This is a genomic window from Psychrobacter sp. TB67 (genome assembly GCF_000511065.1).
GTDB lineage: Bacteria > Pseudomonadota > Gammaproteobacteria > Pseudomonadales > Moraxellaceae > Psychrobacter > Psychrobacter okhotskensis.
Map to the genome: position 1 here is coordinate 20,448 of NZ_AYYA01000028.1, position 13,443 is coordinate 33,890.

9 protein-coding genes and 1 other RNA gene are annotated in these 13,443 nt (G+C 43.8%); all 10 read right to left on the bottom strand.

The genetic code is table 11. The annotated features are described in order from the left end of the window. Positions 1-145: 145 nt before the first annotated feature. Positions 146-1,843 (bottom strand): ABC transporter ATP-binding protein, encoded by a 1,698-nt coding sequence (locus tag W293_RS0103740; protein WP_156915593.1) that lies wholly within the window; start codon positions 1,841-1,843, stop codon positions 146-148. 1 nt (position 1,844) lies between these two features. After that, positions 1,845-2,927, bottom strand: coding sequence for an ABC transporter permease (locus W293_RS0103745; protein WP_025651173.1), 1,083 nt, complete (start codon positions 2,925-2,927; stop codon positions 1,845-1,847). After that, entirely contained in the window at positions 2,927-3,994 is a 1,068-nt protein-coding gene (gene yejB, locus W293_RS0103750; protein ID WP_025651174.1) for a microcin C ABC transporter permease YejB, read from the bottom strand. Before yejB ends, W293_RS0103745 begins: the two co-directional genes overlap by 1 nt. 42 nt (positions 3,995-4,036) lie before the next feature. Further along, positions 4,037-4,816: a hydroxyacylglutathione hydrolase gene (gene gloB, locus W293_RS0103755; RefSeq protein ID WP_025651175.1), complete on the bottom strand. Its 780-nt coding sequence runs from the start codon at positions 4,814-4,816 to the stop codon at positions 4,037-4,039. A gap of 86 nt (positions 4,817-4,902) precedes the next feature. Continuing rightward, positions 4,903-6,735: an extracellular solute-binding protein gene (locus W293_RS0103760; RefSeq protein WP_025651176.1), complete on the bottom strand. Its 1,833-nt coding sequence runs from the start codon at positions 6,733-6,735 to the stop codon at positions 4,903-4,905. Between the two features lie 246 nt (positions 6,736-6,981). Further along, positions 6,982-8,091, bottom strand: a complete 1,110-nt coding sequence (gene serC, locus W293_RS0103770; protein WP_025651177.1) for a 3-phosphoserine/phosphohydroxythreonine transaminase — start codon at positions 8,089-8,091, stop codon at positions 6,982-6,984. A gap of 128 nt (positions 8,092-8,219) precedes the next feature. Continuing rightward, complete coding sequence (locus tag W293_RS0103775) at positions 8,220-9,104, bottom strand: hypothetical protein (protein WP_025651178.1); 885 nt, start codon at positions 9,102-9,104, stop codon at positions 8,220-8,222. 84 nt (positions 9,105-9,188) lie between these two features. Further along, positions 9,189-12,344, bottom strand: coding sequence for a M48 family metalloprotease (locus tag W293_RS17405; RefSeq protein WP_025651179.1), 3,156 nt, complete (start codon positions 12,342-12,344; stop codon positions 9,189-9,191). Between the two features lie 50 nt (positions 12,345-12,394). Beyond that, the gene (locus W293_RS0103785) at positions 12,395-12,991 is read right to left on the bottom strand and encodes a LemA family protein (protein ID WP_025651180.1); all 597 of its coding nucleotides are present in this window, start codon (positions 12,989-12,991) and stop codon (positions 12,395-12,397) included. Between the two features lie 196 nt (positions 12,992-13,187). Beyond that, positions 13,188-13,284: signal recognition particle sRNA small type (gene ffs, locus W293_RS16940), an RNA gene on the bottom strand. Positions 13,285-13,443: the final 159 nt, after the last annotated feature.

A 13,443-nucleotide genomic window follows, 5' to 3' on the forward strand; every position in this document is an offset into this window, starting at 1 on the left:
CAGCCTTTTAGGGCAGTAGCTATTTTTTGCCAATACATGGCGAAATTGTCTAACCTAGAATGACTAGGCATCAAAAATTTCACTGCGCATTGTCTAAAAAATAGCTACTGCCAGTGCCACATTTGAATGTTCAACAGACCCTAGGCTAAATCATGCTTGCCTGTAATAACTGCTGAGCATACGGGTGCTGTGGATTATTGAAAACATCTTCGCTACGACCAAACTCAATACACACGCCGTCTTTTAGCACCACAATATGCTGACATAAAGCGCGTACTACCTTTAAGTCATGGCTAATAAAGACGTAACTGATTTGCAGTTTTTGTTGAATCTCTCGTAGCAAGCTGACCACAGTGACCTGCGTAGTGCTATCAAGCGCAGAAGTTGGCTCATCTAATATCAACAGACTGGGCTGCATAATGAGTGCACGCGCAAGGGCTACCCGTTGACGCTGACCGCCTGATAACTCATGCGGATAACGCTGCGCAAAATCAGCTGGTAGATGCACAGTAGCCAAACTATCCATCACCGCCTGCTGACGTTGTGCTTTATTGACACCTTGTACCAATAATCCTTCTTCGACGATTTGCATGACCGTCATGCGCGGATTAATACTGGCAAAGGGGTCTTGAAACACCATTTGAATCTGCGAGCGGAAGGTGCGCAGTTCACGTTTGGACAATGCTGTAATGTCTTGCCCATTAATCATTATTTGACCACTGATATGTGCTTGATTGCTAAGCAATTGACTTAGTGCCAGCGCTATTGTGGTCTTTCCAGAACCTGATTCACCAACGATACCTAATGCTTGTCCTTTTTGCAGGGTCATATCGACATCTTTTACCGCATCGAACCAACGTTTGGTGCCGCCAAACAAGCTTTTTTCAATCGGAAATTTTACTTGTAAGTTGCTGACTTGCAATACGATTGGTAACTGACTTTCATCATCAAATAAACTGAGCGCTTGCCCGAAGTCTTGCTTGATAAGCGAGCGCGTATAGTCGGCTTTAGGCTGACTAAATACTGCTGCAGTTTGCCCTTGCTCAATCGTCTGTCCTTGACGCATGACGATGACTTCATCGCTGTAGCGTCTGACCAAATTGAGATCATGGCTGATTAACATCATCGCCATATTATGCTGACGTTTAAGATTATCTAATAAGGCAAGAATCTCATGTTGCAGAGTCACATCGAGCGCGGTGGTCGGTTCATCAGCGATTAAGATATCGGGCTGCTGCGCTAATGCCATGGCAATCATGACTCTCTGACGCTGACCACCAGACAGCTCATGTGGATAGCGATTCAGCTTATCAGCAGGATTGGTGATGTTGACATCGTCTAGTAAGGCAATACTTTTTTCACGCCATTGTTTTTTGGCTACGCCGCTGAGACGCAAGGATTCTGCAATTTGTTTGCCTACCGTATGCAGTGGATTGAGCGCCGTCATCGGCTCTTGAAACACCATACCAATACGCTGCCCGCGCACAGATTGCAGTGCTGCATTACGTGCCCTATCATTAGTGACCGGCAATGTAGCTATTCCTGTTGCATCTGCTAACTGCACCTCACCGCTAACCGTCAAATTGTCTGGTAACAAACCTAATAACGCTAGGCTAGCAATCGACTTACCAGAGCCTGACTCCCCAACGATGGCCAAAGTTTGTCCTTGCCTTAGCTCGTACGATAGCTTATCTACCAGAGCAACGCCTGCATTAGTCATGATACTAAGCTTATCTACTGCTAGCATGAGCTTGCTTTGGGCATTGCTATTATTTTCGCTTGAAAGTTTATTTTTTTCAGCAATGGTTGTCGTATTAGCAGTTATCATCTTAGCAGTTCTCATATTAAGAGCGCCTCGGATCAAAGGCATCGCGTAGCGCTTCGCCAACGAAGATGAGCAAGGATAAAATAAAGGTTAAGCTAAAGAACCCTGATAGCGCAAGCCATGGTGCATCAAGGTTATTTTTGCCTTGTACCATCAGCTCACCCAGCGACGGTGAGCCGGGTGGCAGACCATATCCTAAAAAGTCTAAGGCTGTCAGTGCAATAATATTGGCCGTTAAAATAAACGGCAGCTGTGACAAGCTTGACGCTAAGGCATTGGGCAAGATATGTCTTAGCATGATCTGGCTGTCCGACACCCCGAGATTACGCGCCGCACGGACATAATCAAAGTTACGCGCACGCAAAAACTCTGCCCGCACCAGACCAACCAGCCCCATCCAACCGAATAACAGCATCATCGCAAATAGCATAGTAATACTAGGGCTAAACAAGCTGACCAAAATAATAATCATAAACAGCTGCGGCATACCGCCCCATACTTCCATAAAGCGCTGCCCTGCTAAATCTACCCAACCACCATAATACCCTTGTATCGCACCAACGATAATACCAATAAGCGCGCCTGCTAGCGTCAAGGCCAGACCGAACAACAAAGATACCCGCATGCCGTAAAGTATCCGCGCCAGCACATCACGACCCAAATCATCTGTCCCAAGCCAATTTTGGCTATTGGGCGCGGCTGGATATGGAATTCCTAGCTCAACGTTCGGTGTCTGATCAGCAAAAGGGATGGGCGGCATAATATAAAAGCCCTGCTCATCAATCAGCATTTGTACCGCAGGGTCTTTATAGTTGGCTTCGGTCTCGAACACCCCGCCAAAAGTCGTTTCGGGATAGGCTTTTAGTACGGGAAAATAATAATCACCTTGATACTGCACCAGTAGCGGCTTGTCATTGGCAATCACATTGGCTGCCATACAAATAACAAATATCAGGGCAAAAATAAATAGCGATATCACTCCAAGGCGATTGTGACGAAAACGGTTTAGGCGTGCCTGCCAAATAGGATTTAGGCGGCGTTTTTTTTCTAGTGGAATAGAAGAGGCAGTTGAGGGCGTTGAGGATAATGGATGACTTGACATTAGCGCCCCTCAAAATCAATACGCGGATCAATTAAGTGATAACTCAAATCACTAATTAACTGCAATAATAATCCGAGCAAAGTAAAGATAAACAGCGTGCCAAATATCACCGGATAATCACGCTGCTGAATAGCTTCGAAACCTAACAACCCCAAACCATCAAGCTTAAAGATAATTTCAATGAGAAAATTACCGGCAAAGAAAATCCCAACGATAGCTGCTGGGATACCAGCAATAATAATCAGCATGGCATTACGAAAGACATGACCGTATAACACTTGACGCTCACCCAAGCCTTTCGCGCGAGCAGTAAGCACATATTGCTTACCAAGCTCTTCTAAAAAGCTAAACTTGGTCAAATAGGTTAAGCCTGCAAAGCCGCCAACGGTACTTGCTAGGAGCGGTAGCGCCAGATGCCAAAAGTAATCTTTTACTTTACCAAGTACACTTAATTGATCGAAATTCTCGGAAGTTAATCCTTGCAGTGGAAAAATGTTCCAGTAGCTGCCACCAGCAAAAAATACTAGTAATATGACGGCAAATACAAAGACGGGTATCGCATGGCCGATAGCCAGTAGCATGGCAGTGACTTTATCAATCCCCGAGCCATGATGCATGGCCTTATACACGCCCAGTGGAATGGCGATCATATAAATCAGCAGCGTGCTCCAAAGCCCAAGCGAGATGGATACGGGCAGTTTTTCGACAATCAAATCCGTCACCGATTGACCTTTAAAAAACGACTCACCAAAATCCAACTGGGCATAATTCTTTAGCATCAGCCAAAAACGCTCAGGGGCTGACTTATCAAAGCCATATTGCGCATTAATCGCTGCAACCATTTCCTCAGATAAGCCACGCGTACCTTGATAGGTACTGTTATTTCCCGCACTACCCGCGCCAATATTACCGCCAAGCGCATTGTCTTTTGCACCTTGCTCGATAAGCGCCAGCTGCTGCTCAACAGGACCGCCCGGTGCTGCTTGGACAATCACAAAATTTGCCAGTAATATCAAAAATAGCGTCGGTAATATCAGTAATAACCTTTTTAAGATATAACGACCCATAATGGCGGCTTCCTAAAATAAAGAAATATGACAACTTAGCATTTAGAAGTTATTTTTTAGCTCACGTAATGCTGCAAATATAGTTAAAGACTTATCATCATCGATAGTGACTTTAGACTTTACCCCTGCTATCACACTCGGCTCTTGCGTCCGCAAAAACACATTTATCGCGCGCTCATGTTCTAAGGTCACAGGTAGTGTTGGAATGCCCTGTGCCGTTTTTTCTTCTGCTTGCGCCAATGCTTGCTGCATCGCTTCATTAGCAGGCTCAATAGATAGGCCGAAGCGTAGATTGCTGGCAGTATATTCGTGAGCTGGATACAGCAGCGTCTCAGCTGGTAAGCCATTTAAACGCTTAAAGCTCTCATGCAACTGCTCAATTGTCCCAGTAAACACACGTCCACAGCCCGCACTAAACAAGGTATCCCCGCAAAAACAATGCTTACTACCATCGATATCTAGTATATAAGCCATGTGACTGGCGGTGTGACCTGAGACATCCCAAACTTGCGCGGAGCAGCCCCAAGCACTTACGGTGCTGCCATCTTTAATGGTTTGATCTTCATCTACCGTATGCTCACTGTGTGCGACCAGATGCGTCATCGGATAAGATTCTTGTAGCTCTGCGACGCCGCCGATATGATCATGATGATGATGAGTGGTCCAAATAGACGTCAGCTCCAACTCATTTTCTTCTAAATAAGCAATGACTGGCTCAGCTTGACCCGGATCAATGACAATGGCCTGCTTATTATTTTCATTAATGAGTGTCCAAATGTAGTTATCATTGAACGCTTTGATCGGGTGAATACGAATACTCATATTGAATCCTTACCAGTAGTTATCTTTATTGCTAATGTTTTTTATCAAAATTTTGATATGAAATAAAACTTAAAAATCACTATCATTTATTGTTTTAAATATTGATTAACACGTGACTCTGCTTCTTTATCAACCCACCAATAGTCGATACCGACGGCATTGGTTGGTAGCTTTTCAGTGTGGCGATACTGATCCCAATAGGCCACATTGGTGCCAGACTTGCCATATAACGGTACTAAATAATGACCCGCACGCAGCAGACGATCGAGTACTTTAGTATATAAAATAATCTCGTCACGATTTTCAGCATTCGCAAGCTTGGCTGTTATTTCATCGACGGCTGTGTTTTTGATACCGGCTGTATTTCTATTACCGGGTTGATCAGCCGCCGCGCTACCCCAAAATGCCGCTTGCTCAGCACCAGGCGATAGACTTTGGGCGAAGACATCGACGACCATATCATAGTCAAAACGGCGTATGCGCTCGTAATATTGCGGACCATCGACTTGACGTAAGCTCGCATCAAAGCCCAAACGCTTTAGATTACGGATATAAGGCAACAGCACGCGCCCCATGGTCTCGCCTGTCATCAAAATCTCAATCTGAGCAAGCTTGCCGTTTGGCTGATATAACTTCATATCTTGATAATAAAAGCCCGCATCTAGCAACAGCTGGCGCGCCTCTAATAAGGCTTTACGATTAAAGCCGCTACCGTCACTGGTTGGCAATCGCCATTCCGTTAATACCGCTTGTCGCTGAATCGGTTCAAGCTTGGCCAGCAATGGGCTTAATATCTGCATCTCAGCCGCAGATGGCGTACCAGTAGCAGCAAGCTCTGAGCCATGAAAGAAGCTTTGTAAGCGCTCATACTGCCCATGGAATAAAGTTTTGTTCATCCACTCAAAATCATAAGCTGCCGTCAATGCTTGGCGGACGCGAATATCTTGAAAAATTGGCCTACGCATATTCATCACCAGACCCTGCATCGGTACTGGATTTTCGCTGCTTATGGTTTCTTTATTAATCAGACCAGCTTTGACAGCTGGGAAATTATAACCTGTTGCCCAATTAGAGGCTTTGTTTTCCGGGCGGAAGCGATATTGCCCAGATTTAAAACCCTCAAAAGCAATCTCATCACTTTGATAATAGACAAATTTAATCATATCAAAGTTATAACGACCACGATTGACCATCAAATCACGGCCCCAATAATTGGGATCACGCACATAGCTGACCGCACGCCCCGCATCGACGCGGCCAAGCTTATAAGGACCGCTACCCATGAGCGGCGTCAAGGTTATTTTTTCAAAATCTGTATCAATCGAGGATTTAGCAAAAATAGGAAACTGGCCGACCGTCAATAAAATCTCTTTATTGTCATCAGACTTAAAAACAAACTTTACCCGCTGCTTATCGATAATCTCAACGTCTTTAATATCGCCTAAATAACTGCGGATATACATCGGGCCTTTATTCAATATCGCATCATAAGTGGCTTTGACGTCACTGCTGGTCACCGGCGAGCCATCCCAAAAGCGTGCGGCAGGATTAATATGGTAAATAATCCAACTGGTATCATCAGGATCATACGTGACTTTATCAGCCAGCTGCGGATACATGGTAAAGGCTTCATTGAGTGAGCCTGTCATCAAGGTATCATACAGATAGTCCGTACCAACCATCGCCACACCTGTGGTCATCCATTTATTGGCCGCATTAAAGGTGCCGCGTGCATCCAATGAAAGCGTACCACCTTTGGGCGCCTTTGGATTGGCATAGGGCATGTATGGTACGTCAATATACTCAGTGGTACTATTGTGCCCAAGCGCAGTCGTGGTGATTGGCGCTGCGATACTAACAGGTATCCAGCTGCTAGTCATGACAAGCAAGACGGCTTTTAGCATGGTGTTTTTTAGCATCATGACTATGTAATACCCCTCATAACGACCTTCTACTCTAAACCGACTTGGATAAAAAATGCGCGACTGACGGCAAAATAGGCAATTGAAGAAATTTTATCATAACAAACTTAGGTTTTTTAACCTAATGCTTTGCGGTGTTAAGGATGCTACATAACGCATTATGCTACTTAAAAAAACGCTAATAGACATAAAAAAAGACGCAGCTCTTAAAGTTGCGCCTTTTGTTTCAAAGCCTGTACTAACTTAAGCGTGCTTTTTTTCAAAGTCAATCATAAAGTCAACCAACTGCTGTACCCACTCTAATGACACTGCATTATAAATGCTGGCGCGCATACCACCGACATCGCGGTGACCTTTTAGATTCATGAGGCCTGCTGCCGCCGACTCTTCTAAAAACACTTTATCAAGGCTGCTGTCGGCTAACGTAAACGGCACGTTCATGATAGAGCGATACTTTTTGGCTACTGGATTGCTATAAAAGCGGCTGTCATCGATGGTTTTATACAATAAATCCGCTTTTTGTTGGTTAATTTTGCCGATAGCAGCAACGCCGCCCTGCTCTTCTAACCAATCAAATACTAGTCCTGCTAAATACCAAGAATACGTCGCTGGCGTGTTTGACATGGATTCTTTTTCAGCTTGGTGTTCATAATTCATCAGCAGCGGGCACCACTCACTCGCTTTGCCCAATAAATCTTCACGGATAATGACGATAATTAGTCCTGCTGGCCCGATGTTTTTTTGTGCACCGGCGTAAATCATACCAAACTTAGAAACGTCAATGGGCTGTGACAAAATGCAAGAAGACATATCGGCGATAATCGGCGCATCGACTTGTGGCGGCTCAAATATCTGCACACCGTGAATGGTTTCGTTGGTGCAGTAATGAAAATATGCCGCATCTGCGCTCAGATTCCAATCACTTTGGTCTGGCACATCGGTAAAGTTATTGTCTTTACTCGTTGCGACCACATTAACCTCGCCCAAACCCAGTTTGGCATAGCGCTGCGCTTCTTTAACCGCTTTGCCAGACCAAGTACCCGTCGTTAGGTAATCTGCGCGTCCACCATTTAATAGATTTAACGGAATCGCTGAAAACTGTAAGCTGGCACCGCCTTGTAAAAACAGTACTTTATAGTTATCTGGAATGTCCATGAGCGAGCGCAATTTGGCTTCGGCTTTTTCGGTAATCGCGATGTACTCTTTACTACGGTGACTCACTTCCATGACCGACATACCGCGTCCCTGCCAATCAAGCAACTCTTCTTGAGCGCGTGATAAGACGGCGGTCGGTATGGTGGCAGGTCCCGCTGAAAAGTTGGGTACACGGTTAGGAGCGGCTTTGGTGGTCATAATTATTATCCTAGATATGATGAAATCATCGTGGTTATTAAAGATTCAATGATAAAGGTGAATATTATCGTTACTTTTTAATCTCTGTCGTAGTAGTCGTAATAATCGTAAGTGGTAAGCCTTTAATACTACTTTGATAACTGCTCCCACAGCTGACGTTTAAGGCTACTATCAGTAAGCATCTCATCGAGTGTCGGCACAGTGGTAAAGTTCGGATGCTCAAGACCGTCAGGTAACACTGTCAATGCGGCAACTTTTATCTCTTCGCGACGACCAATCTTAAAGACATATCCTGCAAGGCTGGCATTAGCAAGCTCAGCGGTATCCATACCTTCACAAATAGGGAATGAGGTCGTCTCACAATTGATGGAGAGCGCTTGGGTGATATTTTGCCACAGCTTTTGGCTGTCATAATTAAGGGCTTGAATATCAACCAAAATTACCCAATCGCCATAGCGACCACCTTGTAAATCAAATGGTACTACCTTTTTGAAGCTATCGTCTTTAAAGTTATTCTCTGTAAAACTGCTATCTTCAAAGCTTGGAGCATTATTTACATTGTCAATCGCAGCTTGCTGAACGACCGTATTTACAAGTGAGGTAACGGCAGGCTTAGAGATGTCAGGGACAGTCGAGTCAAAACTATAGGTGGCGGGGCTTTGTTGGTCAGATTGGCTTAAACCTGTCTCATTAGCGTCATCATAAGAATGATTAGACTCATCATCTACCATACCTGATATGGCATTAATGTTTAGGGATTCAATATTAGAAGATTCAAGGCTTGGCTGTTCAGTACTCGTCGCAGAAGAAGCCGTAGCATTAGATGGAGTGCTGGCATTAGCTAAAGTTGAGTTAGCTACAGTCTGCTCAGGCAGAGCAGGCGCAGAAATATCAGCGATACTCAATGTCTCAGAGCTTGGCTGCACCCACTGATTGATACCCATCATCGCTAAAATCTGGCGCTGCTGCATACGATGCTGCAATACAATTAGCGGGTCTTGGATATCACTCATGCTTATTTACTATCCTACTTGTCTAAAATGGATTTACAGGCTTTTACTATCAAAAGAATACTCAAATGCAATTAATGACACTGCTCAAAAAAGCTGCCGAACGCCTAGCCAATGATTGGCAAGCTCGGTCAAGCAATCATACTCATCTTGACTGACTATCGTATCGTGTAACATCACTGTATGCAACGTACTCAGCCATTGCCAGTAATCATTATAACCATGAGGCTCATTATTAATCGCATTATAATCTATTTGAGCATCGCCCTGTTGCCTCTGTCGATAATTATCATCACCTTTGGCTTTAGAACCAGACGATTGACTGGCAGACGCTATAAAAATAGGCACCGCTTCTATCAATGCCAGTAATTGAACACTATTTAAACTTTGCGCAGTCAATAATAACCATTGCAAATTTGCCTCACTAACGGCTGCTAAATCAATATCAAGCAAACGTGCATGACGGCGTAAACCTACAAGATAATGAGCAACGCTAGCACTATTATAGCTGAGCACTGAAATAGGTGTTGAGATAGGTACTGAGCTATCTAGGGCAGATATTATCTGCCCTTTAGCATCCTTTGATAAGCGATAAGCCAATAAAGTCAGCATGGTTTTTGCGGCAACATCAAGACCATCAAATACTTCTCCTGAAGGATCAAGCTGAGTATAAATATCATCCGTACTAGCGTGTAATACTTGCTGCCATTGATAGTATAGATATTGAGGGTGAAGATGCGACTGAACCTGTGTATCATTTAATACGGCAGACAATACGGGCAACAATTGCTGTAGCTGTAGCGCCTGCCATAACGCTAAAATCGCTGGCGACCGAGACAACCGAGAGCGCGTATTTTCTAAAGGATTTAATACGGATGTAGATTTAACAATAGAAGCATCATTATCTATAGTATCAGCGATATTTTGGTTTAAATCAGCCGTAAGGGAGTTTTCAAACAGCTCAATGATACCTTGCTGATAACGCAACAGCATCGTACGACACTTTTTTTTCTGCACATAATGTTGATGATCTTGAGTGCTATGACTGGCTTCATATTTTAAGCGCCATTCATCAATAGCACTTTCTGATAAATCATGCTGGCGTAGTTGCTTTAGCGCCAACGCAATCAAAGCACTGTCTAATCGTCTGTCAAGATTTGCCACTGCCGCTAATAATTTATGATCGAGTGTATGCGGTAAAATTTGTGTGTTATTTATATCGACTTTAGTTTTAGTAGCAAAAGCTCTATCGCTATCGAGCCCGAGCCAGATATCAGTTAAGTCATAAGTTGCTGTTGTTGACAGCGCATAACCCTGATGACAAAGCAGCACGGATTCAATCAGAGCTTGCGCACCTAGCGGATGATAACTGTGATTGAGCACATACTGCGGTAGCGATACTTTTTGTATATCTTCGATACCAATCAAGGTATCTGATGGCAAATCACTATCAGGTTTGGCTTGCCATGGCTTAAGCAACTGATGCGTACCGACATCTTCTGCTTGCACCTGCAAACGCCCGTCAATAACGACATCTTGCTCTACAAAAAATTCAAGCCCGTTATCGTCCTGCAATTCATTATTTATCTCACTAGTCGAAAAAGTTGCAATTTCTTTTTCGATAGCAGCTTTTTGAATAATATCTTTTTGAATAGCAACTTTTTGAATAGTACCTTCGTCAATAACATCATTGAAGTTACTATTAAGTCTTTTATCAGCCGAATAGCGGTTTTTATCGGTCGCGCTTTTATAAATATCTGACGCTGATTGAACTGCAGATACTCGCGATTGATGTGCATTTTTCTCTTGCTTATTATTGCTTAGGCTATTTACTACTATTACACCCCAATCACCCAAGCGGCGCTGCTCATAAATTTCTTTTATCTTTTGCTGATTGAGACGTTTTTCTTTAGCCACTTGCACGGCGAAATCATGATAAGCATTGGCATTGATGGCACTCATGCGCTCAGCCAAACTTGGATGGGTGGCAAACCACGATACGTCACCCAAATCGGCACCACTACTAGCAAAAAAGAAATGACTTAATCCATTAATATCGGTGATGCCAGTTAAGCGCGAACCAAGCGCATCTTGATGAATGGCCTTTAAGGTTTCCATAATAGCCGGCGAACGTGTGAGCTGTACGCTGGTCGCATCGGCAAGCAACTCGCGCTCACGGTTAAAGCTGTGTTTGATGAGCTGAGCACTGGCCATACTAGAAAAGCTCAAACCATGGATTAATAATGTCCAAATATTACGCGGTGCTTGGCTATCGAACTTATTATTATTTTGCAGCCACATCGACTGAGTTTGTGTTGATGATTGCTGGCTTTGTGACTGGTTATTCGACTGAGCTTGCCAATAGCTTACCCATTCACTATGAGTGTTAAAGTTTGCTGTTAACGCTTCAGTGCGACGCGCATGGCTATCAATTGCTCTTTGCGGCAAGGGGTTGTTTTGCTTAACCGCACTATTAATAAAAGAGCCATCAAAATAGTTTTGCTGACTGTTTTTATGACTGCTTTTATAACCAGCACCAAAATTATTAATAGAATCACTCCAGTCATAGAGTAACTGCAAGCCTGCTAACACCACCATTAGCTGTAAATTAAACGTCGCATCACCATGTAAGATATGACCATACTCATGCCCTATTAGCCCGTATAGCGCTTCATCAGATAGCTTATCAAGCGCGCCTTGGGTGACGACGAGCACCATATCTTGGCTATGGCGACCCGCTACAAAACCATTAATGCCTTGTTCTTCAGGCAGCACATATAGAATAGGCATTCGCAAACCTGAAGCAATAGCTAGCTGCTGGGCAATCTCATAATAACGCCGATAGACAGGCGGGAAATCGCGCTCATCACGCACCGCAATATGGCGGGCACTAAAGCGAACTTTAGATACAGGCTGATGCTGATGGGCAACTCCTTGGCTATGCTCCCAAGCATCTTGGCTGTGGTCGATAAACAATCGCACCGCGCCCACGCGCTTAGCAATCGCTCGACCACCTGCTTTTAGGCGACCATATTCCAAAAAACTACCAATGACAAAGCTACCTAGCGTCCAAACAGCAACCAGTATTAATACCCACTTATAAACGCCACCAGTAAATATCGTCAGCAGTAGCGCCATGATAGCCAGCGCTACTGCCAAATGGGCAAAGACAATGAGAAAAAACAGCCCATAGAGCAATAAGCTGCGCTGAGTACGGCTACGCTGTGCACCAAAAAAATCCATCTATTACTCTTACCTAACCATAACTAAGTGCATTTGACAGTATGTAAATATCAGCCCATATCGACGACAGGTGCTTGAGCAATGAGTTTTCTATCTTCAAATACCAATGGACTAAGTGGACGAAAGCCAAAAGTTGTGCTGACAAGATTATTAGGAAACACTTCGCGATCATTGTTATAAAACATCACGCTATCGTTATAATGCTGACGGGCAAAGCCAATCCGGTTTTCGGTATTGGTCAGCTCATCCATCAACTCCTTAATCAAGCTATCTGCTTTTAGCTCAGGATAAGCCTCCACAACCGCAGAAAATTGCCCCAACGCTTTCGACAACATACCCTCTGCTTTGGCAAATAGCGCCATATGCTCAAGCGAGTCTGGCTGATGTTTATTAGAGTCTTGCAAGCTTTGGGCGTGATTACGTGCACTAATCACACGAGTCAGCGTCTCTTCTTCATGCGTCAGATAACGCTTGGCGGTTTCGACTAAATTGGGAATCAAATCATGACGCCGCTTTAGCTGCACATCTATCTGTGCAAAGCCATTCTTTGCTTGGTTGCGGGCGCGTACCAATTTGTTAAATATCGAGACGCCACATACCACCACTAGCACCACGAATGCAATGAACAGCCAAACGAACAATTTCATAAAAGAATCCCAAAGTATCTAGAATGTTAATAAAAGTTAATACATTGTATTTTAACCTATCTTAATCAATGAGAAGTTAAAATTTAACGAAATGCGAGCCAAAAAAAGCCCTTTACAATGAAGGGCTTAATATAGCAAATGAGCGTTGTTTATATTTTATTAAGATCGCACTCAAATTTTAGGCAAAAAAAAGCGACTCCAAAAGCACATCCTCGGCACACATCATAACTATTACCGTTGCTACCTTCCGGTCCTGGCGGGATTCATAGAACAATGTTGCGAGGCTACCAATGGAGCCACCAGTTGCAGATTATACAAGAATTTTTTGTGATTACAACCCCAATCGTAAAACTCTTCGTTTAAGAGGCTAAATAATGGCAAAAATTAAGGTAATAAAGGAGATAACCACGTCATTCTTATAACTTAGCCTGTAACTTAAGTGACAAAATTCT

Coding starts and splice junctions, on each gene's coding strand:
- W293_RS0103740 (WP_156915593.1), bottom strand. CDS start 1,843: ATGAGAACTGCTAAGATGATAACTGCTAATACGACAACCATTGCTGAA.
- W293_RS0103745 (WP_025651173.1), bottom strand. CDS start 2,927: ATGTCAAGTCATCCATTATCCTCAACGCCCTCAACTGCCTCTTCTATT.
- yejB (WP_025651174.1), bottom strand. CDS start 3,994: ATGGGTCGTTATATCTTAAAAAGGTTATTACTGATATTACCGACGCTA.
- gloB (WP_025651175.1), bottom strand. CDS start 4,816: ATGAGTATTCGTATTCACCCGATCAAAGCGTTCAATGATAACTACATT.
- W293_RS0103760 (WP_025651176.1), bottom strand. CDS start 6,735: ATGCTAAAAAACACCATGCTAAAAGCCGTCTTGCTTGTCATGACTAGC.
- serC (WP_025651177.1), bottom strand. CDS start 8,091: ATGACCACCAAAGCCGCTCCTAACCGTGTACCCAACTTTTCAGCGGGA.
- W293_RS0103775 (WP_025651178.1), bottom strand. CDS start 9,104: ATGAGTGATATCCAAGACCCGCTAATTGTATTGCAGCATCGTATGCAG.
- W293_RS17405 (WP_025651179.1), bottom strand. CDS start 12,344: ATGGATTTTTTTGGTGCACAGCGTAGCCGTACTCAGCGCAGCTTATTG.
- W293_RS0103785 (WP_025651180.1), bottom strand. CDS start 12,991: ATGAAATTGTTCGTTTGGCTGTTCATTGCATTCGTGGTGCTAGTGGTG.